Origin of the sequence: Methylobacterium sp. yr668 (genome assembly GCF_900116245.1) — a bacterium.
Taxonomy (GTDB): domain Bacteria; phylum Pseudomonadota; class Alphaproteobacteria; order Rhizobiales; family Beijerinckiaceae; genus Methylobacterium.
The window spans coordinates 156,397-177,726 of the sequence record NZ_FOZY01000011.1 but is presented as its reverse complement, the minus strand read 5'-3'; the positions used below and the strand labels follow the sequence as shown (position 1 = coordinate 177,726).

The 21,330-nt window shown below is 73.5% G+C and carries 20 protein-coding genes; 9 read left to right on the top strand and 11 right to left on the bottom strand.

Annotation, left to right across the window (positions count from 1 at the left end; all coding sequences use genetic code 11):
* The first annotated feature begins 308 nt into the window (after window positions 1–308).
* The 3 genes from BM419_RS16165 to BM419_RS16155 all read left to right on the top strand — a co-directional run bounded on the left by BM419_RS16165 (window position 309) and on the right by BM419_RS16155 (window position 4,510).
* Window positions 309–1,289, top strand: a complete 981-nt coding sequence (locus BM419_RS16165) for a hydroxyacid dehydrogenase (RefSeq protein ID WP_091927022.1) — start codon at window positions 309–311, stop codon at window positions 1,287–1,289.
* Between the two features lie 297 nt (window positions 1,290–1,586).
* The gene (locus BM419_RS16160) at window positions 1,587–3,932 is read left to right on the top strand and encodes an Orn/Lys/Arg family decarboxylase (RefSeq protein ID WP_091927021.1); all 2,346 of its coding nucleotides are present in this window, start codon (window positions 1,587–1,589) and stop codon (window positions 3,930–3,932) included.
* Window positions 3,932–4,510, top strand: a complete 579-nt coding sequence (locus tag BM419_RS16155) for a GNAT family N-acetyltransferase (RefSeq protein WP_091927020.1) — start codon at window positions 3,932–3,934, stop codon at window positions 4,508–4,510. Before BM419_RS16160 ends, BM419_RS16155 begins: the two co-directional genes overlap by 1 nt.
* Before the next feature lie 164 nt (window positions 4,511–4,674).
* Here the strand turns inward: BM419_RS16155 and BM419_RS16150 are convergent, their stop codons facing one another.
* From BM419_RS16150 to BM419_RS16140, 3 genes are read right to left on the bottom strand one after another with little or no spacing between them, the layout of a single operon-like run.
* Window positions 4,675–5,247 carry a YceI family protein gene (locus tag BM419_RS16150; protein ID WP_091927019.1) on the bottom strand — a complete coding sequence of 191 codons (573 nt, stop codon included), beginning with the start codon at window positions 5,245–5,247 and terminating at the stop codon, window positions 4,675–4,677.
* On the bottom strand, window positions 5,244–5,849 hold the full coding sequence (locus BM419_RS16145; RefSeq protein WP_091927018.1) for a cytochrome b: 606 nt from the start codon (window positions 5,847–5,849) through the stop codon (window positions 5,244–5,246). Before BM419_RS16145 ends, BM419_RS16150 begins: the two co-directional genes overlap by 4 nt.
* 16 nt (window positions 5,850–5,865) lie before the next feature.
* On the bottom strand, window positions 5,866–6,486 hold the full coding sequence (locus tag BM419_RS16140; protein WP_091927017.1) for a YceI family protein: 621 nt from the start codon (window positions 6,484–6,486) through the stop codon (window positions 5,866–5,868).
* Between the two features lie 101 nt (window positions 6,487–6,587).
* Between BM419_RS16140 and BM419_RS16135 the strand changes: the two genes are divergently transcribed.
* Together BM419_RS16135 and BM419_RS16130 are read left to right on the top strand one after the other, a co-directional pair.
* On the top strand, window positions 6,588–7,544 hold the full coding sequence (locus BM419_RS16135; protein WP_091927016.1) for a LysR family transcriptional regulator: 957 nt from the start codon (window positions 6,588–6,590) through the stop codon (window positions 7,542–7,544).
* A gap of 176 nt (window positions 7,545–7,720) precedes the next feature.
* Window positions 7,721–8,083 carry a cupredoxin domain-containing protein gene (locus BM419_RS16130; protein WP_091927031.1) on the top strand — a complete coding sequence of 121 codons (363 nt, stop codon included), beginning with the start codon at window positions 7,721–7,723 and terminating at the stop codon, window positions 8,081–8,083.
* Window positions 8,084–8,098: 15 nt separating this feature from the next.
* Here BM419_RS16130 and BM419_RS16125 read toward each other — a convergent pair whose 3' ends face one another.
* The 3 genes from BM419_RS16125 to BM419_RS16115 all read right to left on the bottom strand — a co-directional run bounded on the left by BM419_RS16125 (window position 8,099) and on the right by BM419_RS16115 (window position 10,092).
* Window positions 8,099–8,518: a hypothetical protein gene (locus BM419_RS16125; protein WP_244526969.1), complete on the bottom strand. Its 420-nt coding sequence runs from the start codon at window positions 8,516–8,518 to the stop codon at window positions 8,099–8,101.
* Between the two features lie 483 nt (window positions 8,519–9,001).
* On the bottom strand, window positions 9,002–9,208 hold the full coding sequence (locus tag BM419_RS16120; RefSeq protein ID WP_091927015.1) for a hypothetical protein: 207 nt from the start codon (window positions 9,206–9,208) through the stop codon (window positions 9,002–9,004).
* Between the two features lie 98 nt (window positions 9,209–9,306).
* Window positions 9,307–10,092 (bottom strand): spermidine synthase, encoded by a 786-nt coding sequence (locus BM419_RS16115; RefSeq protein ID WP_091927014.1) that lies wholly within the window; start codon window positions 10,090–10,092, stop codon window positions 9,307–9,309.
* Between the two features lie 152 nt (window positions 10,093–10,244).
* Between BM419_RS16115 and BM419_RS16110 the strand changes: the two genes are divergently transcribed.
* Complete coding sequence (locus BM419_RS16110; RefSeq protein WP_020093955.1) at window positions 10,245–10,496, top strand: hypothetical protein; 252 nt, start codon at window positions 10,245–10,247, stop codon at window positions 10,494–10,496.
* A gap of 42 nt (window positions 10,497–10,538) precedes the next feature.
* On the opposite strand, the gene BM419_RS16105 is transcribed toward BM419_RS16110, so the two are convergent.
* The 3 genes from BM419_RS16105 to BM419_RS16095 form a co-directional block, all read right to left on the bottom strand.
* Window positions 10,539–10,994 (bottom strand): SRPBCC domain-containing protein, encoded by a 456-nt coding sequence (locus tag BM419_RS16105; RefSeq protein ID WP_042670097.1) that lies wholly within the window; start codon window positions 10,992–10,994, stop codon window positions 10,539–10,541.
* A gap of 128 nt (window positions 10,995–11,122) precedes the next feature.
* Window positions 11,123–11,416, bottom strand: a complete 294-nt coding sequence (locus BM419_RS16100) for a hypothetical protein (protein WP_020093957.1) — start codon at window positions 11,414–11,416, stop codon at window positions 11,123–11,125.
* A 42-nt stretch (window positions 11,417–11,458) separates the two neighbouring features.
* Window positions 11,459–12,745, bottom strand: coding sequence for a Zn-dependent hydrolase (locus tag BM419_RS16095; protein WP_091927013.1), 1,287 nt, complete (start codon window positions 12,743–12,745; stop codon window positions 11,459–11,461).
* 461 nt (window positions 12,746–13,206) lie between these two features.
* Between BM419_RS16095 and BM419_RS16090 the strand changes: the two genes are divergently transcribed.
* Entirely contained in the window at window positions 13,207–13,797 is a 591-nt protein-coding gene (locus BM419_RS16090) for a PAS domain-containing protein (protein WP_056533759.1), read from the top strand.
* 54 nt (window positions 13,798–13,851) lie between these two features.
* Here BM419_RS16090 and BM419_RS16085 read toward each other — a convergent pair whose 3' ends face one another.
* Window positions 13,852–14,286, bottom strand: coding sequence for a GlcG/HbpS family heme-binding protein (locus tag BM419_RS16085; RefSeq protein WP_020093960.1), 435 nt, complete (start codon window positions 14,284–14,286; stop codon window positions 13,852–13,854).
* A gap of 112 nt (window positions 14,287–14,398) precedes the next feature.
* A complete protein-coding gene (locus tag BM419_RS16080) occupies window positions 14,399–17,704 on the bottom strand; it encodes a DEAD/DEAH box helicase (protein ID WP_091927012.1) in 3,306 nt (1,101 codons plus the stop codon).
* Between the two features lie 321 nt (window positions 17,705–18,025).
* Here BM419_RS16080 and BM419_RS16075 point away from each other — a divergent pair, with 321 nt between their 5' ends.
* Together BM419_RS16075 and BM419_RS16070 are read left to right on the top strand one after the other, a co-directional pair.
* A complete protein-coding gene (locus BM419_RS16075; RefSeq protein WP_091927011.1) occupies window positions 18,026–20,884 on the top strand; it encodes a PAS domain-containing protein in 2,859 nt (952 codons plus the stop codon).
* Between the two features lie 100 nt (window positions 20,885–20,984).
* Entirely contained in the window at window positions 20,985–21,290 is a 306-nt protein-coding gene (locus BM419_RS16070; RefSeq protein ID WP_091927010.1) for a hypothetical protein, read from the top strand.
* Window positions 21,291–21,330 lie beyond the last annotated feature (40 nt).

The following is a 21,330-nucleotide window of genomic DNA, read 5'->3' as shown; positions in this document are numbered from 1 at the left end:
ATCGGGGCGGCGATTTCACGGAGGGCCGGGCCGCAGCTCGGCCGAGGCGCACGGCCGGGATCATCGGTCCGGACGAGGCCGCCGAGGCCGGACCCGGCCGCGATTTCCCGTGGATCGTGCGCGACCGGTCGGGCCGCCGGGGCGTTCGACCGCGCGACCACCGGATCCCGACGGGCCCGCGGGAGCGCCGACCGGCGGCCGCGGCGCCGCGATCGGGGCGCCCGGTTGCCAGGGTTGCCCACCCCGCCTAGACGAGCCCGGCGCGAAACGTGCCTGTCACCCCTCCTCTTGTGCAGAGGTCTTCTCCCGTGATCACCGGTCCGTGCCTCATCGTCCAGCCGATCCACGCGGCGGGCCTCGATCGGTTGCGCGCGGCCGGCCTGGAGCCGCGCCCGGCGAGCGGGACCGATCCCGAGACGCTGGCGCGCGAGGTCGCCGACTGCGTCGCCGTCATCACCCGCAACACCGGCTTCCCGGCCCGCGCCATCGCGGCGGCGCCGGCCCTGCGGGTGATCGGGGTGCACGGCACCGGCACCGACCACGTCGCCACGGCCGAGGCGACCGGGGCCGGGATCGTGGTGGTGAACACGCCCGGCGCCAACGCCGTCTCGGTGGCCGAGCAGACGCTGGCGCTGATCTTCGCCCTGGCCAAGGCTCTGCCGGAGGCCGACCGCTCGGTCCGGGCCGGCGACGACAGCTTCAAGTTCACCGCCCGGCTGATCGAGCTCGCCGGCCTGACGCTGGGCCTCGTCGGCTTCGGGGCGATCGGGCAGGCGACCGCCCGGCTCGGCGCCGCCCTGGGCCTGCGGGTGCTGGCCTACGGCCCGAGCCGCCCGGACGCGGACTTCGCCAACGTCGGCGCCCTGCGGGCCGCCTCGGTCGACGCGCTCCTGGCGGAATCCGACATCGTCTCCCTGCACGTGCCGCTGACCCCGGGCACACGCGGCCTGATCGGCCGGGACCAGCTCGCCCGGATGAAGCGGGAGGCCTTCCTGATCAACACCAGCCGCGGCGGCCTGATCGACGAGGCGGCCCTGGTGGAGGCGCTGGCGGCGGGCACGATCGCGGGCGCCGGGCTCGACGTCTTCGCCCAGGAACCGCTGCCGGTCGACCACCCGCTGGCCCGCCAGCCCCGGGCGATCCTGACGCCCCATGTCGGCGGCTCCACCGGGGCGGCCCTGATCCGCACCGCCGAGACCGCCGCGACCCGCGTGGTCGACGTCCTCGCCGGCCGGCGGCCGGGCGGGCTGGTCAACCCGGACGTCTGGGAGCGGCGCCGCGGGGTGTGAGGGTCCCCCTCTCCCGCACGGGAGAGGGTTGGGGTGAGGGACGAGAGGCTTCGGGATCAAGCACCCGATCGACGCGATTCGAGGGGGAGCCTCGTCCGGTGAGGTCTCACCCCTCACCCTGTCCCTCTCCCGCACGGGAGAGGGGACCCGCGGCCGATCCTGACGGCGCGGCGGTCGTGGCCGGCCCGGTTCACGGTGTTTCGTCCGGACCGCGACCGCCCGCCGCGCGCCGTGTCATGCAATCGTCGCAGACGGGCCGGAAAGCCACCCGCTGCATCCGAGGCCAGAGAGGGCTCCATGGACTTCCACCGTCGCTTCACGGTCCTGATGTGCGCCCCGGCCTTCGACCCGGACGATCTCGAGGGCGCGCGCGTCAACCAGATCGTGGCGGCCGTGGAGCAGCGCGGCTTCGAGGTGGTGCGCGCCCGGCGCGTCGAGGACGCGGCCATCGCGGTCCAGACCGACGCCGCGGTCGGCTGCCTCGTGGTCGATTGGGGCAAGCGCGGACTCGACGGCAAGGCCGCCGCCCTCATCGACATGATGCGCCGGCGCGGCCTGGAGATGCCGATCGTCATCATGGTCCGCCGCAAGCGGCTGGAGGACATCCCGGTCGAGCTCCTCGACTTCATCGACGGCTACATCTTCCTCGCCGAGGAGACGCCGGAATTCATCGCCCGCGGCCTCGTCAGCCGGGTCACGCAGTACGCCGAGACCCTCAAGACCCCGTTCTTCGGCGCGCTCGTCGACTACGCCGAGAAGGGCAACCAGCTCTGGACCTGCCCGGGCCACAACGGCGGCATCTTCTACAACCGGTCGCCGATCGGCCGGATCTTCGTGGAGCACCTCGGCGAGGCGATCTTCCGCGACGACCTCGACAACTCGGTCCTCGATCTCGGCGACCTCCTGACCCACGAGGGCCCGGCGCTCAAGGCCCAGAAGGAGGCCGCCAAGATCTTCGGGGCGGAGAAGACCTACTTCGTCCTCAACGGCACCTCGGCCTCCAACAAGATCGTCCTGTCCTCCCTGGTGGCGGAGGACGACCTCGTCCTGTTCGACCGCAACAACCACAAGGCGGCCCACCACGGCGCCCTGTTCCTGGGCGGCGGCATCCCGATCTTCCTGGAGACGGACCGCAACGCCTACGGCCTGATCGGGCCGATCTTCCACGAGGCCCTGGACGAGACCCGGATCCGCGAGAAGATCCGCCGCAACCCGCTGGTGACCGACCCGGAGGCGTGGCGCCGGGAGCGGCCGTTCCGCGTCGCGGTGATCGAGCAGTGCACCTACGACGGCACGATCTACGACGCCCAGGAGATCCTGGAGAAGATCGGCCACCTCTGCGACTACATCCTGTTCGACGAGGCCTGGGCGGGCTTCATGAAGTTCCACCCGCTCTACGCCCGCCGCTTCGCCATGGGGCTGACCGGGCTCGACGAGACCTCGCCCGGCATCGTCGCCACGCAGTCGACCCACAAGCAGCTCGCGAGCTTCAGCCAGGCCTCGCAGATCCACACCCGGGACGGACACATCCGCGGCCAGACCCGGCGGGTCGAGCACAAGCGGCTCAACGAGAGCTTCCTGGTCCACGCCTCCACGTCACCCTTCTACCCCCTGTTCGCCTCCCTCGACGTCGGCGCCCAGATGATGAAGGGGCGCTCGGGCATGATCCTGTGGGACGACACGATCCGGCTCGGGATCGAGTGGCGCAAGAAGGTCCGGGCGATCCGGCGCGAGTTCGAGGAGAACGAGCGGGACCCGGCGCGGCGCTGGTTCTTCGACCCCTTCGTGCCGGACGTCACGATGAACGCCGACGGCGCCGAGGTGCCGTGGGAGAGCGTGCCGACCGACGAGCTCGCCGCGACGCCGCGCCACTGGGAGCTGAAGCCGGGCGCGCGCTGGCACGGCTTCACCCACGTGGCGCCGGGCTACGCGATCACCGACCCGAACAAGCTCACCGTGCTGACCCCCGGCTTCGACCGGCACACGGGGGCCTACGCCCAGCACGGCGTGCCGGCGCCGATCGTGGCCCAGTACCTGCGTGAGAACCGGATCGTCGCCGAGAAGAACGACCTGAACTCGCTGCTCTTCCTGCTGACCCCGGGGGTCGAATCCTCCAAGGCCGGCACGCTGATCTCGGGCCTCGTCGCCTTCAAGCGGCTCCACGACGACAACGTCCCGCTGGAGGAGGCCATGCCGGAATTCGTCAACCGCCGGCCGAACCGCTACCGGGGCGTGCGCCTGCGCGACCTCTGCGGCGAGTTCCACGCGTTCCACCGGGAGGCCGGCACATCGACGCTGCAGCGGCGGCAGTTCGCCCCCGAGCACCTGCCCGAGATGGTGATGCCGCCCAAGCGGGCCGCCCAGCTGCTGACGCGCAACAAGGTCGACTACGTGCCGATCGCCGAGGCCGAGGGGCGGATCGCCACCACGCTGATGCTGGTCTATCCCCCGGGCATCGGCACGGTGCTGCCCGGCGAGCGCCTGGACGACCGGGCCAAGCCCATGCTCGACTATTTCAAGATGTTCGAGGCGTCCGCCAACCTGTTCCCGGGCTTCGAGGCCGAGATCCAGGGCGTCTACCGCGAGGTCGACCCGGACGGGCGGATCCGCTTCCACACCTACGTGGCGCGGGAGGGCGCCTGATGGAGATTGAGGCCGAGACGCCCGGCCTGCTCCCGGCCCGGTCCTGCCACGACATCGTCATCCGCGCCTCCTCGGACGCCGATGTCGAGGCGATGGTGGCGATCTACGAGCACCATATCGGCAAGGGCGTGACCGATGTCAGCGTCGCCGAGGAGGACCGGCTGCTCCCCGACGACCTGAAGCGGCGGCGCAAGACCATGCGCAAGAAGCGCCTGCCGCACCTCGTGGCGGACCGCGACGGCGCGGTGGCGGGCTACGCCTATGCGGTGCCGTTCCGGAAGCGGCCGGCCTACCGCTACACCCTCAAGCACTCGATCTACGTGCATCCCGACCACCTGCACGCGGGGATCGGCCGGCGGCTGCTGCCGGCCCTGATCGAGGCCTGCGCGGCGGGCGGCTACCGCCAGATGATCGGCTACATCGACGCCGAGAACGCGGCCTCCCTGCGGCTCCACGAGGCCTGCGGGTTCGAGCGGGTCGGCTACCTGCGGGCGGTGGGGTTCAAGTACGGCCACTGGTCGGACAGCGTCATGGTCCAGCGCGCGCTGGGAACCGGGTCGGAGGACCGGCCGGGGTAGCGGGCCGGGACCGGGCGGCCTCCGACGCCCGGCCGCCGTCATTGCGAGCGAAGCGAAGCGATCCAGTCGCGCCACACTTACGGAGGGCGCGCTGCCCTGAGTCGCTTCGCTGCGCTCGCGATGACGGAGCGCGTGACGTCCGAAGGATCCGACCCGAGCCAACCTCAGTGGCCGGTCGCCGGCCGCGCCGCCGCGACGAGGTCGACCTCGACGCCGACGTCGAGCGCCACCCACTGGCCCGAGGCCCAGGCCCCCTGCCCGACGCCGAACTCGGTGCGGACCAGACCGACGCGCCCCGCGGCGTGCGCCGCGCCGCCCTCGAGGGTCAGGTGGAACGGCAGCGTCACCGGCCGGCTCGTGCCGCGGATCGTCAGCGTGCCGACCGCGGCGTAGTCGCCCTGCCCCTTGTCGACGAAGCGGGTCGCCTCGAAGCGCGCCTCGCTTCCCGCCTTGACGTCGAACCAGTCCTTCTGCGGCAGGGCCTCGTCGCGCTGGACGTCCCCGGTCCGCGCGCTGGCGAGGTCGACCAGCACGAGCGCGTGCCCCGCCTCGGGCTTGGCGGGGTCGAAATCGATGTCGGCCTTGAACCGCTCGAACCGCCCGGTGAACGGGACGCCGACCTGCACGCCGGAGAACCGGATCGCGCTCCTGGCCGGATCCACCGCCCAATCGGCGGCGGCGGCCGGCAGGGTGACGGCCTGGAGAGCCGCCAGCAGGCACAGGTGACGCGCGTTCATCGGGTCGGCTCCACATTGGGGGCAGTCGACGCCCGGCGCCCCGGCAGCATGCGGCGCAGCACGTCGTCGCGCAGGAGGAGGTGGTGGCGCAGGGCCGCCGCCACGTGGACGACGAGCAGGGCCGCCAGGAACCACGCCCCCAGGGCGTGGACCCGCTTCAGGACGGCCTCGGTGGAGCCCGGGTCGGGGACGATGGCCGCCAGCGGCAGGTGCGGCCAGGGCACGATCCCGTACAGCACCGTCGGGATGTTGAACGGCGACAGCGAGACCACGGCCCAGCCGGTCAGGGGCAGCCCGACGAGCAGCAGGTACAGCAGGTGATGGGCTGCCGCGGCCGCCCGGCGCTCCCGCGCCGGCATCCCGGCCGGGTGCGGCGGCGGCCGGTGGGTCAGGCGCCAGAGGACCCGCAGGGCCGTCAGCGCCAGCACGGTGATCCCGACCGACTTGTGCCACTGGTAGAGCTGGAACTGGCGCAGCGGCGCCAGGGCCGCGTGCGTCATGGTCAGGCCGAGGCCGATCAGGACGAGCACGCCCAGCGCGCTCGCCCAGTGCAGCAGGATCGCCACGGCGGAGTACCGCCGCGCGGAAACCCCTCGCGCCATGGCGGATTCTCCCAGGTCAGTCCTGCTTCTCGAAGGCGCCCGCGATGGTGAGGTGCAACTCGTCGCCGATCAGCGGCACGTAGGTCTTCACCCCGAACTCGGAGCGCTTGAGCGTGCCGGTGGCCTCGAAGCCGACCGTGTACTTCTTGCTCAGCGGGTTCACGCCGGCGCCGACCAGGGTGACGTCGAGGGTCACTGGCTTGGTCACGCCGTGGAGCGTCAGGTCGCCCGTCACCTTCGCGTGGTCCTTGCCGGCCGGCACGACCTTGGTGGACACGAAGGTCATGTCGGGGAACTTGGCGGCGTCGAGCCACTGGTCGCCCTTGAGCTCGTCGGTGAGCTTGGCGCTGGTGGTCGTCACCGAGGCGACCGGGATCTTCACCGAGAGCTTGGCGGCGGCCGGGCTCTTCGGCTGCAGCTCCAGCGTGCCGGACACGTCCGAGAAGCCGCCGGCGTAGTTCGAGAAGCCCATGTGGGAGACGCGCCAGCCGACCTGGGTGTGGCCGGGATCGACCGCGTAGGTGCCGGCCTTGATCTGGGCCGGATCGCGGGTCGGTGGGGTCTGGGCCAGCGCGGGGGTGGCGACCGGGGCGGCGACCAGCAGGGCCAGCAGGCCAGAGGCGAGAATCGACTTCAAAGGTGTCTCCTGCAGAGCAGACGGCCGAGCGCGATTCGCTGCGCCGCAGCCGCCGTGTAGACCCGTTCACGGCACCGGTTGAGCCTGCTATCCGGCACCGCATGGTTGCGAGAACGGAAACCTTCCGGGGCGGGCTCGACGACGTGCGGGCCTTCTGCGCCGTCGTGGATCTCGGCACGGTGACGGCCGCGGCCGCGACGCTGCAGGAGACCAAGGGCAGCGTCAGCCGTCGGATCTCCCGCTTGGAGCGGGCTCTGGGCGTCCGGCTGATGGCCCGGACCTCCCGGGCGGTCTCGCCGACCGCCGAGGGCCTCGCCTTCTACGCTAAGGCCCAGGAGAGCCTGACGCTCCTCGACGAGGCGACCGAGACCGCCCGCGACGCCCGCACGGTGCCGGCCGGGCACCTGCGGATCACGACCTCGATCGATTTCGGGATCGAGGTGATGCCCGAGATCGTCGCGAGCTTCCGGGCCGCCTACCCGCAGATCACCGTGGAGATGCTCAACACCGACGCGCGCCTCGACCTCGCGGCCAACCGGATCGACCTCGCCCTGCGGCTGGGCGGCGCGGAGGAGACCGGCTACCGCGCGATGGTCCTCGCGACCCTGGCGCTCGCCCTCTACGCCGCCCCCGCCTACCTGGAGCGCCGCCCGGCCCCGACGGACCTCGCGGGCCTGCGCGACCACGACCTGATCCTCGCCCGGGAACGGATCGGCACGGCCGGGCTCACCCTCTCCGACGGGCAGGGCCGCACGGAGCCGCTCTCGCTGAGCCCGGCGATCCGGGTCAGCGACTTCGCGACCGCGCTCCGCCTCACCCTCGCGGGCGCCGGGATCGGCCATCTCCCGAGCCTCGTGGCCGCCCGGGCCGTGGAGGCCGGGCAGATCGTGCGCGTGCTCGGGCCCTGGGCGACCCGCAGCAGCACCTTGCGCGCCGTCACCCTGGCCGGGCGCGAGCTGCCGGCCCGCGTCCAGGTCTTCCGCGAGCATGTCCGGACCGTCCTGGCCTCGCGTGGATGCCCCCGCGACAGCACGGGATCAGACGGCGAATACAGATAAATAGATTTCTTTATCTGTATATGCGCTCTACAGCGGCCCAACTCGATAAATTTTTACCGGATATCGTAGCCCCCGGTTGAGAGGCTGCGCGCATGCTGCGACGCGGCGGCAAGCTCGGCCGCACGGCCAGGGCCCCGAGGGTCCGGCCCGCAGCGCGTCACGTCTGGATCTCGGTCATGTCCCTCCGCAGCCGGTGCCTGCGCGCCCTCGTGTTCGCCGGGATCCTGGCGCTGATCGGGACAACCATCGGTCTCGGGACGGCCCGGGCCTCGCTGCCGGCCACGACGCGGATCGTGCTGCAGAAGGCGGGCCGGTACATGCCGACCGACCTGTACCTGCGCCTCGGCGACACCATCGCCCTGCGCAACGGCGACGCGCGCCTGACCCACCACGCCTTCATCGAGGCGGACCGGTTCTCGTTCGACGCCGGCACTCAGGAGCCCGGCACCGAGACGCGATTGACCCTGGCCGAGCCGGGCGATTTCGTCATCCAGTGCGGCATTCACCCGAAGATGAAGCTCACCCTCCACGTCGAGTAGGCCTTCGAGAGCCCTTCAGCCGTCGCGGCCGAATCCGAGACCGCGGATGATGTCGCCGATGGGATCGATCTTCTGCGACGGTGCGGCCGCCGGCGCGGGCTGCGGCGCCGCGGCGGTGACGGTCGGCCGGTCGGATTCGGCGGTGCGGACGAGGGCGGCGTGGCGGAGGCGGGCCGCCCGGTGGACGCCGCGCTCCGTCCCCTTCGCGCGGTGCGCCGCGGTCCTGCGCGGCGGCCCGGCCGGGCGCGCCATCTCGGCGGGGAGCGGGGCAGCCGGCATCGCGGTGTCCGGGACCGTCGCCGCGACCCGCGGCGCCGGGGCGGCTGCCAGGGCACCCGTGGTCTCCGGCGCGGCGAGCTTGGCCGGAGGGTCGACCCAGGCGCTCCGCGTGACCGGTGCAGCGGCCGGCTTCGAGACCGGCGCGGCGTCTGTCACGGCAGGACGCGCGGGACGCGTCTGCACCTCGTAATTGCCCGGATGCAGAATATGCGCGGCCGCCACCAGCCCGAATACGGCAACGGCAGTCGTCCCAAGTGTGGAGCGATAGTGTTCCATGGCGGAAAAACGTACCGCCAAGCTCCGGGTTCCGCGCGGTCGAGACGTCGGCGCGCCATCCACGCGGCGGGTCGGCCGGCGGAAAGAAAAAAGGCCACTCCCGAAGGAGCGGCCCGAAGTCTAGGGAGGAAACGCCCAAGAAGGGCAGCGGGATCGCGACGCCATCGCCATCCCGCAGTGCAAAGATAGGATACCGCATTGCGGCATGCAATGGATCGGGCGCCGCGGAGGCATGCATATGTACCCGGGTCCGACCACACACCCATGCGAGTTCCGCATGGCGCCGCGCCGGCCCACGAGCGGGCCGGGATTTTGGGACGCGATGCCCTTCGGGCGGACCTGAAATAGCCCCGCGTGGCGGGTCTAGGCGCCGCCGGACCGGCCGTCCTGGCCGATCAGGCGCTCGACTTCGGCTTCCGCGACGACGCGCGCCGCGTGCTCGGAGGTGTGCGGGCGGTACGACCCCCGGACCAGCTTGCCGCGGTCGCGGATCGCCCAGGTGAAGTGACCGGGATCATGCCGGCTCGGCCTGACCTCGACCGTGTAGAGATGCCCGCCCGTCGCACCCATGCCGGGAATGTGCGGAGGCGTCCCGCGCCGGGACAGGGGGTGCGACCGTGCGCGGCAGCCCCGTCCTCCGGACCGCCGCAGCCCGCGCTGAAGCCGCCCTAGCGTCCCGGCCGGCGCCGGCCCTGGGCCGGTCCGCGCGGTCTCGGGCCGCCCGCCGCCCGATCGTCGCTCGGACTCCCGTCGCTCTGACCTGGGCCCTCGACCCGCCCCTCGGTCCGGGTCCCGAGCCAGACCACGTGCTTCGGGCCGCTGCCCCGGCCGCTCGCGTGGACGCGCTGCTCGTCGACCGCGAAGCCAGAGCGCTGCAGGCGGCTCTTGAACTTCCGGTCCGGGGCGCCCGACCAGACGCCCAGGATGCCGCCCGGCCGCAGGGCCCAGCGGGCGCGCTTCAGCCCCCAATTGTCGTAGAGCCGGTCGTTCGCCTTGCGCATCAGCCCCTCCGGGCCGTTGTCGACGTCGAGCAGGATCGCGTCGTAGCGCTCCGGTCCGGCCTGGATCAGGCGGTTGACGTCGGCCTCCTGCAAGTCGACCCGCGGATCGTCCAGGCAGCCGGCGAAGACGTGGGCGAGCGGCCCCCGGGCCCAGGCGACCACGGCGGGCACCAGCTCGGCGACCACCACCTGCGCCTGCGGCCCGAGGCCCTCGAGCGCCGCCCGCAGGGTGAAGCCCATGCCGAGGCCGCCGATCAGGACCCGGGCGCGGGGCCGGTCCTGGAGCCGCGCGCAGGTCATCGCCGCGAGCGCCACCTCCGAGCCGCTGCGCCGGTTGTTCATCAGCTCGATCGTGTCGGCCATGATGGCGAACTCGTCGCCGCGCCGCATCAGGCGCAGGTCGGTGCCGCCGCCGGGCACGGATCCGGTATCGAGATGAACCCAGGGTATCACGCGCGCGTCCTCGTTTGCCGGCGCCCTGTCGTGCGGGCGGCGGAGGGATCGCGGCGGGAGCGGCGCGGCGCGCGGGCCCGGCCGTGCGCGCCGCGCACCCCCGCCCGGCACCGCGCCTTGCCGCGACCGATTCCGGCGGCGTATCAGCACCTATGGCCAAGCGCATCAAGTCGAGACCGCAGGAGCGGGGCTCCGTTCTGTTCGATATCGTCTTCGCGGACGGGTCCCGGGCCTCAAACCGGCGCGTGCCGGCCGAGATCCTCGGCGGCCTCGACGGCGACGAGCCCGCCCGGCAGCTCATCGCCGAGCAGGAGGAGGAGATCGCCCGCAAGGCCGGGCGGCCGGGGCGCGCGATCGAGAGCCTGACCCGCTCGCCGATCGTCAAGCCGAAGCCGGTCGCCTGACCGCGTCGGCCCGGAGCGGTCCGGAACGGCCGAGACCGGCCGTCAGGCGCTCTCGGCCAGCCGGCGCGCGACCTCCTCGCGCAGGGCCTCGTTCATCGCGGCGAACCGGGCCTGCATGCGCGTCCGCAGCCACGGGAACAGGCCGGGGGCGAGCAGGCCCGCGACGGTCTCGGCCTGGACGAGGCGGACGCCGTCGGCGGTCTCGGTGATCCGGATCTCGTGCTCGCCGATGAGCAGGGGCGGCGTCGGGATGCCGCCGCGCCACGTGAGCCGCCGGCCGGGCTCCCAGCAGGTCACCGTCACCTGGCGCGCCCGGTAGGCGCGGCCGTTCAGGGTCCGCTCCAGGCGCCAGCGCGCGCCCTCGCGCAGGCGGCCCTCGGCCTTGCGGATGTACGGGTTCCAGGCCGGGTAGGAATCGAGGTCCGTCAGCACGGACCAGACCAGTCCGGCCCGCGCGGGGATCGCGATCTCCGTGCTGCTGATCCGAGCGCCCGTCATCCGTCCCTCCCGGCGATCCGGCGACCGTTCGCGCCGGCCGCTCCCGCTTTCCGAGAACGCGCACCGCCCGCTCCGCGGTCCAGACCGCGGCGCAGACGGCGGTTCAGCCGGCGAATCCAGCGCGCGGCTCAGACCGCGCCCTCGACCACCTCCAGCGCCCGCAGGATGGCGAAGCCGATCCGCTCGGCCTCGGCCTCCGCGTCGGCGGGGAGCAGCGCCACGGTCTCGACCCCCGGCTCGTCCTCGGGCCCGACCACGATGCGGATGACGTCGCCCTCGACCGCCGACGGGTCGTGGATCAGGCCGACCCGGTGGCCGGCCCCCGTGCCGAAGACGCGCAGGGGCGCCTGGGCCGGATCGGGCTCCGGCGCCGGGTTGCGGGGGACGCCGAAGGCGGGGCGGATGACGTTGTCGTCGGACATGCGGGAACCCGGTCTCCGTTCGTGCGCGGCCGGCGGCGCGGCTCATTCCGGCCCGGTCCGGGGGCCGGCGAGGCCCGCCGTCGCCAGCACGGCGTCGGCCAGAACCTCCAGGCCGGCCCCGGCCCAGGCCGGCGTGATGCTCTCGGCCTCGTTGTGGCTGATCCCGCCGTGGCAGGGGCAGAACACCAGGGCCGCCGGCACCGCGCGGGCGCAGTAGACGGCATCGTGGTAGATCGCGGTCGGCATCCGCGTCCAGGCATGGCCCCGCGCCTCGGCCGCCGCCTGGACGCGGTCCACCAGGACCGGGTCGAACGGGGTCGGGGGCGCGCGCCAGAACTCCGCGACCTGGACGGTGACGCCGCGCTCCGCCGCCAGGGCGTCGGCCCGGGCCCGGATCCGCGCCCCCATCGCCTCCAGCTGCGCGGTGTCGCCGTGGCGGGTGTCGAGGCTGAACCAGACCCGGCCGGGCGTGATGTTGCGGCTCGCCGGCTCCGCCCGCAGCACGCCGACGGTGGCGCGGCCGCGCTCCCCGCCGGCGCCGACCGCCGCCTCCGCGATGCCCTCGAGCGACGCGATCAGCGCCGCCGCGGCCATCATCGCGTCGCGCCGGCCCGCCATGGGGCTGCCGGCATGGGCCTCCTCGCCCAGCACGGTGATCTCGTACCAGATCTGGGCGAGGGCCCGGTCGACCACCCCGACGGTGAGCCCGGCCTCCTCCAGACGCTTGCCCTGCTCGATGTGAAGCTCGAAATAGGCGCCGATCTCCCGCAGGGCGGCCGGGTCCGCCGTCCCCTGCCAGCCGATGCGCCGCAGCTCGTCGCCGAAGGCGTGGCCCGCGAGGTCCCGGGTCGCCAGGATGTCGGCCTCCGGGACGATGCCCATGGCGACGCCGCTGCCGCTCATCGGCGGCGCGAAGCGCGCGCCCTCCTCGTTGCACCAGTTGATCAGCAGGAGCGGGGCCTCGGTCTCGATCCCGGCCTCGTGCAGGGCGCGCATGATCTCCAGCCCGGCGAGGACGCCCAGCGGCCCGTCGAACTTGCCCCCGGTGGGCTGGGTGTCGAGGTGGCTGCCGACGGCGACCGGCTTCCGGCCCGGATCGCGCCCGGGCCGGTGGAAGACCATGGTGCCGACCCGGTCCACGGTGAGCGTCAGCCCCGCCGCCTCGCCCCAGCGCTGGAACAGGGCTCGCCCCTCGGCGTCGCGGTCGGTCAGGGCCTGCCGGTCGTTGCCGCCGTTGGGCAGCGCGCCGATCCGGGCGAGCTCCATCAGGCTGTCCCAGAGCCGCTCCCGCGAGAGCGGGAGGTTGGTGCGGTTCACCGTGCGGTCCATGGCGTCTCTGCTGCTGGCCTCCCGGCGGGATGCCTACCGGAAGGTGCAGGTTACGGCGCAGCGGCAACCCGCACCAGGGCGGGCCCGGCGCGAGCCACGGGCTTCGCGGGCCGGCGGCGCCCGATGGCGCCCGACGGTGGAGCGATCCACGGGCCGAAGTGCGGATTTCCGCCGGATCGCGGCGTCTACCGATCATTTGTGATCGAACTGTCCGCGCGGCGGCGCTGTGAATCCGGTCTTTGCGCCGCACCGGAGCGGCCCTGCATTGTCGAGAACAGGATTGTCCGGAACCGAAGTCTTGATCATCCGCAATGCAACCCGGTGGCGGGGGGCCGCGACGCCGTGTCAAAAGCCGTTCGCGCAGCCGATACTGGACTTCGGGCTCGAGGACAGCATGTGTTGCGGATCAGTCTGTCCGCCATCGTACAATCGTCGATTGTAGCCAGTTCGGAGGGGATTCCATGGTGCTGGCTTCCACGACAGCCTCGGCCCTGCAGGCCGCCGGATTCATCGGGATCTGGGACACGGACGTCCGGGCCGGCCGGTCGATGCTGGATTCGGGCGCGGCCTCGCTGATGGCGGGGGATCCGGGGCTCGCCGGGACGCCGCTGCCGCTGGACGCGGCCCTCGGCCGGATCCACCCGGCCGACCGGGACTGGGTGTTCGGCCGGATCCGCCACGTCCGCCAGACCGGCGGCCCGGTCTCCCTCGAGTTCCGCGTCGTGACCGGGGCGGGCGAGATCCGCTGGATCCTCAACCGCGGCTGCCTGACGCCCGATTCGGACGGCCTGCTGCGCGGGCGCGGCGCCTACATCGACGTCACGGACCTCCACCGGCACGGGATCCAGTCCGGGGCCATGAACGGAGCCGTGAACAGCCCTATGAACGGCGTCACGCACGGCACCACCGACGGGGCGGACCTGAACGCCGCGGCCGACCACGGCATCCAGATCCACGCGGCGCTGGAGCGCCACGGCGACCCCTATCTCCGCTCGGTCTCGGGGATGCTGCTCCACGGGATCGGCCGCGCGCTGGCGCGGCGCGACCCCTGACGCGCCCCCCGGGAAGAGGCCCTGGGAAGAGCTCTCGGGAAGAGCCCCGGCCGCTCAGGTCCGCCAGGGATGGGCCGGCAGCTCGGTCCGGCCGATGGCCTTGGCGCCGGCCTCCGCGACGGTGTGGTCGTTCTCGACCGTCGAGCCGCTGACCCCGATGGCGCCCGACATGACGCCGTCGGCGTCGACGATCGGGATCCCGCCCGGGAAGGTGATCAGCCCGTCGTTGGAGTGCTCGATCCCGTAGAGCGGCCCGCCCGGCTGCGACAGCTGGCCGATCTGGCCGGTCATCATGCCGAAGAACACCGAGGTCTTGGCCTTCTTCTGGGCGATGTCGATCGACCCGACCCAGGCATCGTCCATGCGGTGGAACGCCTTGAGGTTCCCGCCGGAATCGACCACCGCGATGCACATCTGGGTGCCGAGCTCCACGGCCTTGGCGCGGGCGGCCGCGATCGCCTTCTCGGCCTGCTCGATCGTCACGTGCATGGGACACTCCCGTTCGCGTTGTTGGCGCGACAGCCTGTGGCGGTTTGAAGCGGTCGATGCAAGATCAACCGCAGATCGGCATCACGCTCGACTGGCGCGCTCGGGCCTTTGCTCAGGCCTCACGTTCCCGGGCGGCGCGGATCCGCTCCAAGAGGTCGGTCGCGAGCGCCGCGCAGGCGGCGGAATCCGGGCAGGGCCGCTTCCACACCACCCGCCCGTCGCGGAGCACGATCCCCGCCTCGGCGGCCATCGCGGTCAGCGGCCGGTCGGGCCGCAGGTCGGCCGCGACGCCCTGCGGCCCGCCCCGGAGCCGGGCGACGCCCAGCGCGCAGCAGGACGCGCGCAACCGCGCGAGGTCGAACAGGGCGAGCACCGGCGCGGGGGCCGCGCCGAACCGGTCCTCGACCTCGCCGGCGAGCGCCTCGATCGCCTCGGGCTCGCGGAGGCGCAGCAGGCGCGTGTAGAGGCTGAGGCGGATCTCGGGCTCCGGAACGTAGTCCTCGGGGATTCGGCTCGGCAGGCCGAGCTCGATCTCGGGGCTCCAGTCCTCGGCGCGCTCGCCCTTGGCAGCGGTGAGCGCCAGCTGCAGCAGGTGCTGGTAGAGGCCGAGCCCGACGAGCTTGGCGTGCCCCGCCTGATCCTCGCCGACGAGGTCGCCGGCGCCGCGCAGGTCGAGGTCCCGGGCGCTGACCGCGAAGCCGGCGCCGAGGCGGTCGAGGGCCTCCAGGGCGCGCAGGCGCTGCAGCGCCGCCGCCGGCGGAGGCGCGGCCGGGTCGCTGAGCAGGTGGACGGTGCCGCGGCGCTGGCCGCGGCCGACGCGGCCCCGGAGCTGGTGGAGCTGTGCCAGCCCGAACCGGGCGGCCTCCCAGACCAGCATGGTGTTGGCCCGCGGCACGTCGAGGCCGCTCTCAACGATGGCGGTGGCGAGCAGGACGTCGCCGTCGCCCTCCGCGAACCGGACCATGACCTCGTCCATGGCGGAGGGCTTGAGGTCCCCGTGCGCCACCAGGATGTCGAGGCCCGGCACGAGGGCGCGCAGGCGCTCGGCCATGGGGCCGATGTCCTCGATCCGCGGGCAGACCACGAAGCTCTGGCCGCCCCGGCGGTGCTCGCGGACGAGGGCCTCGCGGACCGCCTCGGCGTCGAAGGGTGCCACCACGGTCCGGACCGGCTGGCGCAGAGCCGGCGGCGTGGCGAGCACGCTGAGACTCTGGAGGCCGACGAGGGCCGCCTGGAGGGTGCGGGGGATCGGCGTCGCGGTGAGCGTCAGCACGTGGCCGCCATCCGCGAGGCGGCGCAGGTCGGCCTTCATCTTCGCGCCGAAGCGCTGCTCCTCGTCGATCACGGTCAGGCCGAGATCCGCGAACGCCACCCCGCTGCCGGCGAGCGCGTGGGTGCCGACCACCAGCCGGATCGAGCCGTCGGCGAGCCCCGCCTTGACGCGCTTGGCCTCGGCCGGCGCCACGAGGCGCGAGAGCTGCGCCACCTCGACGCCGAACCGGCCGAAGCGGCGGCGCAGCGTCTCGGCGTGCTGGCGCGCCAGCACGGTGGTGGGGGCGATCAGCGCCGCCTGCCGGCCGGAGAAGATCGCGGCCGCGAGGGCCCGGAGCGCCACCTCGGTCTTGCCGAAGCCGACATCGCCGCAGACCAAGCGGTCCATCGGCCGGCCGGAGGCGAGGTCGGCCATCAGCGCGTCGACCGCCGCCGCCTGATCGGGGGTCGGCGCGAAGCCGAAGCCGGCGGCGAACCGCTCCATCTCGCGGGCCGGCGGCGCCAGGACCGGCGCCTCGGTCTCCCGGCGGGCCCGGGCGGCCTCCAGCATCAGGCGGGCGGTCCGCGCCATGGTGGCCTCGGCCTCCAGGCGGCGCCGCGGCCACGTGCCGCCGTCGAGCTTGTCCAGGGTGACGGCGTCGGGCTCCGACCCGTAGCGCCAGATCCGGTCGGCCTGCGTGACCGGCACCATCAGGATCGCGTCGCCGGCGAAGCGCAGGCGCAGGGCCTCGGAGGGCTCCCCGTCCTGCGCGGCACCCGGCGCGGAGACCGGCTCCAGCCCCTCGAACACGCACAGGCCGTGGTCCCGGTCGACCGCCACGTCGCCGGGGCGCAGGTCGACCTCGCCCATCGGCAGGATCGCACGGGCGGCCCCGGTCACGGCGGCCTCCGGGCCGAACAGGTCGGCCGCCGCGATCACGGTGGCGCCCTGCTCGGGCACCCGGAAGCCGGCCGCCAGCGGGGCCTCCAGGGCGAGGACGTCGCCGGGCGCCGCCTCGGCGACGTCGGCCCAGGCGTCGATCAGGCGGATCGGGCGCTCGGCGATCTTGCCCGCCTGGCGCACGAGGCGTCGGAGCGGCCGGACCGAGCCGGCGAGCACGACGACGTCGCCGGCCTTCAGACGGGCGCGCAGGACCTTGGCGAAGGCCGTGCCGGGCCGGCGCTCCCCGGCGAAGCGCGGCATGGCGCGGGGTTCGCCGGCCGCCTCGGTGGCGGCGAGCCGGCCGCGATCCGCCACGACGGCGCGCCACGCCTCCGGCGTCAGGTAGAGGCCGGTGCCGGGCCCCGCCGGCGCGTCGCGGGTCTTCAGCCGGCCCCGGGCCTCGTCCATCTGCTCGAAGAAGGCGTCGATCCGGGCCTGCGTGCCGTCCTCGACCGCGAGGCGCGCCTCGGGCACGTAGTCGAGGAGCGTGACGAGGCGCGGGTAGTAGCGGTCCAGGCGGTGCTCCTGGCCGGTGAACGGCTCGAAGCTCTGGCCGGAGCCGGGCTCCAGGACGATCTCGGTGGCCGGGTCGATGACGAGTTCGTCGGCCTCCGCCACCGAGCGCTGCGAGATCGGGTCGTAGGAGCGGATCGCGGTGACGCGGCCCGCCGCGTGCTCGATCCGGCAGGGAAGCGGCGCGGCGGCGGGGAACACCTCCACGGTGCGCCCGCGGACGGCGATCTCGCCGGGCTCGTCGACCCGCTCGTCGAGGATGTAGCCGAGGCGCTTGAGGTCGGCGGTCGCGGCCGCGACGTCGAGGGGATCGCCGACCCGGAGCGTCACGCGGGCCGAGGCCCAGGTTTCCGGCGGCGGCACGCGCTGCACGAGGGCGGGGGCGGTCGTCAGCACGAAGTCCGGCAGCGCGTCCCGGTCGGTCAGCCAGCGCATCACGGCGGCCCGGGCGCCCATCGTGGCCCGCGACGGCGAGGCGTGGTCGAAGGGCAGGCAGTCCCACTCGGGATAGACCGCGACCCGCGCGTCGGGATCGAGTGCCCGCAGGGTCGCGGCGAGGTCCTCGAGGCGGCGGGCGTCCCGGGCGACGTGCACCACCGGCCCGGGCCCCTCGGCGAAGGCCAGGAGCGCCACCGCCAGGGCGCCGGTGGGCATCAGCGGCGCGTCCTCCAGCCCCTGTCGGGCGCCCGCCTTCGTCCTGCGCTTGGCCATGCCTGATCCGAACCCATCCCTCGTGAGCCGGCAACGCCGCACCGGCCCCGCGGGCTCCCGGCCGCGGCGATCCGATCCACAGCCGCCGCGCGGGGCCCGCCCGAGCTCTTCGCGGGGCCCGCGACGGGCGAGGCAGGAAGAGATCCCGGCGGGCGCCCGAAGCCCGGTCGGCCGGACCAGCAAGACTTGAACGGCGCGCGTGAAATCGCACCCCCACCGATGATCCGGCGGGACTGTCTAGTATTGAACGATCGCGGAATGCTTGCCCTGGTCCCGCCGCCGGACGCGCGATGCAGAGTTTCACTAGGGGGAAGCGAAAGCTTGAGCTATGACGGCTCCGTGTCGCCGAACGAGACAGTATCCCGACCGTCGGGTTTCGAGCCCCAGCATCCCCAGCGGCTCGCCGCCCTGCGCGCCTACGCGATCCTCGACACGCCGCCCGAGCGCGCGTTCGACGAGATCGCCGAGATGGCCGCCCAGGCCTGCGGCACGCCGATGGCCCACATCAACTTCGTCGACGCCGACCGGCAGTGGATCAAGGCCGCGTTCGGCCACGCCGCGCGGGCGATGCCGCTCGCGTTCGGCTTCTGCACCGAGGCCATGCGCGCGGACGGCGCCCTCGTGCTGCCCGACCTGACCGCGGAGCCGGAGAGCGCCGCCAACCCCCTCGTGACCGGCGACCCGCACCTGCGCTTCTACGCCGGCGTGCCCCTGGTGACGCCGGACGGCTGGGCCATCGGGACGCTCTGCGTCCTCGACCGCGTCCCGCGCACGCTGACCGACCAGCAGTTCTTCATCCTGAAGGCGCTCGCCCGGACGGTGATGACGCAGCTGGAATCCCGGAACGCCGAGGCGGCCCTGCGCCGGAACGAGGAGCGCTACCGCTCGCTGTTCACCTTCATCGATGCCGGCTTCTGCCTGATCGAGGTGGAGTTCGCCGACGGCGACCGGCCCGTCGACTACCGCTTCCTGGAGGTCAACCCCGCCTTCGAGCGGCAGACCGGCCTGCGGGCCCCGGTGGGCCGCCGGATGCGGGACCTCGCCCCCGACCTCGAGCAGCACTGGTTCGACCTCTACGGCCGGGTCGCCCTGACCGGCGAGCCGGTCCGATTCGAGCAGGCCGCCGCGGCGCTGGGCCGCTGGTACGACGTGCACGCCTACCGGGTGGACGGGCCGGCGCGGAACCGCGTCGCGATCCTGTTCAACGACATCACCGAGCGCCGCCGGAGCGAGAACGCGCTCCGGGCCCGGGAGGCGGAACTCCGGCTGGTCGCGGACGCGATGCCGGTCCTGATCGCCTTCATCGACCGCGACCTGACCTACCGGTTCGCGAACGCCGCCTACGAGACCTGGACCGGCCAGGCGCCCGACGCCGTCGTCGGGCGGACCGTCGGCGACCTCCTCGGCCCCGGCGCGTTCGAGGCCCGGCGCGCCGGCATCGAGCGGGCGCTCGCCGGTCAGGAGGTCCGCGAGGAATGGGCCTGGACCTTCCCGAACGGCCAGGCCCGGATCGCCGACACCCGCTACCTCCCGCGCCGCGGCCCGGACGGACGCGTCGACGGGTTCTACGTCTTCGCCCACGACGTCTCCGAGCGGAAGCGGAACGAGGTCCTGCTCCAGTCCCGGGCGGAGCACCTGGAGGCGCAGGTCGCCGCCCAGACCCGCGACCGCGACCGGGTCTGGACGCTGTCGCCGGTTCTGAAGCTCGTCTCGGACCGGACCGGGCGGGTCCAGTCGGTGAACCCCTCGTGGAGCCGGGCGCTGGGCTGGTCGGAGGCCGAGACGGTCGGCCGGCCGGCCCTGGACTTCCTCGCCCCCACCGAGCGCGCGGCGGCCGAGGCGGCGCTGCGCCCGCTCTGCGCGGACAGCCGGGTCGAGGATATCGAACTGGCCTGCCTGACCCGCGCCGGCGACCGGCGGCGGGTGCTCTGGACCGTCGTTCCGGAGGACGGGCTGTTCTACGGCTTCGGGCGCGACATCACCGAGCAGCGCCAGGCCGAGGAGGCGCTGCGCCAGTCGCAGAAGCTCGAGGCCATCGGCCAGCTCACCGGCGGGGTGGCGCACGACTTCAACAACCTCCTGACCATCATCCGGTCGTCCGTGGAGTTCCTGCGCCGGCCGGACCTGGCCGAGACGCGCCGGCGCCGCTACCTCGACGCCGTCTCCGACACCGTCGACCGGGCGGCCAGGCTCACCGGCCAGCTCCTCGCCTTCGCCCGGCGCCAAGCGCTGAAACCCCAGGTGTTCGACATCGGCGCGCGCCTGCGCAGCATCGCCGACATGCTCGATTCGGTCACCGGCGCGCGCATCCGCGTGGCCATCGACCTGCCGGCGACGCCCCGCTACGTGCGCGCCGACCAGAGCCAGTTCGAGACCGCGCTGATCAACATGGCGGTCAACGCCCGCGACGCCATGGACGGGGAAGGCAGCCTGACCCTGCGGCTGGAGGGCGATAGCCCGATGCCGCCGATCCGCGGGCATGCCGGCGCGAAGGGACCGTTCGTGGCCGTGCGGGTCTCCGATACCGGCGCCGGCATCCCGGACGCGGATCTGGGACGGATCTTCGAGCCGTTCTTCACAACAAAGGAGGTCGGCAAGGGCACCGGCCTCGGCCTCAGCCAGGTCATCGGCTTCGCCAAGCAGTCGGGCGGCGACATCGACGTGGCGAGCGCGCTCGGCCACGGCACGACCTTCTCGCTCTACCTGCCGCAGGTCGCCGCGCCCGCCGCGGCGTCCGAGGCCGACCGCGAGGCCCGCCCGGAGGCGGAGCCGCGGCGGGGCCTGTGCATCCTCGTCGTGGAGGACAATCTCGGGGTCGGGCGCTTCTGCACCCAGATCCTGGAGGATCTGGGTCACGCGCCGGTCTGGGCGAAATCCGCCGAGGAGGCGCTGGCCGAACTCGACCGGGCGCCGGACCGGTTCGACGCGGTCTTCTCCGACGTGGTCATGCCGGGGATGGGCGGCTTCGCCCTCGCCCGGCAGCTCCGGACCCGCCGCCCCGACCTGCCGGTGGTGCTGACCTCGGGCTACAGCCACGTCCTGGCCGAGGACGACGCCCACGGTTTCGCCCTCCTGCGCAAGCCCTACTCGGCCGAGCAGCTCGCCCAGGTCCTCTCCGAGGCGGCGCGGCGGGGCGGGCAGCCGGACGCCCGCGCACGGCCGGAACCCGCTTCCGATTAACAGTCTTCGCCAGAATTCATCGGCGCATCATCCGGAAATCTTCCCGCAGACGGGATCCAGATGTAGTCTATCCCCATCCACCACCGGGGCCTCGACCGCCATGCCGCTGACCGGACGTTTCTGGTTCCGCCGGACCTGGACCGGCAAGCTGGTCCTGCTCGTCGAGGAGGAGCGCGGGCGCTGGTTCCGGCGCCGCCTCGGCCGCACCCTGCGCTGGCGCGACGCGCGGCTCCTCGATCTGGCCGAGGGGCCCCTGCGGGGGCTCATGACGCTGGAGCGGACCTACCGCGCCGAGTTCGGTCCCGGCGAGCCGCGCCGCCCCGCCGGCCTCACGGCGGCCCCGGGCGGGCTGGCCCTGCCGCGCGGCGGGCCGGAGCCAGGAACAAGGCCGTCCCTGTCGGGTTGACGGCAGGCAAGACAGCGACGGCGTCGCTGTCTTGCAGCCC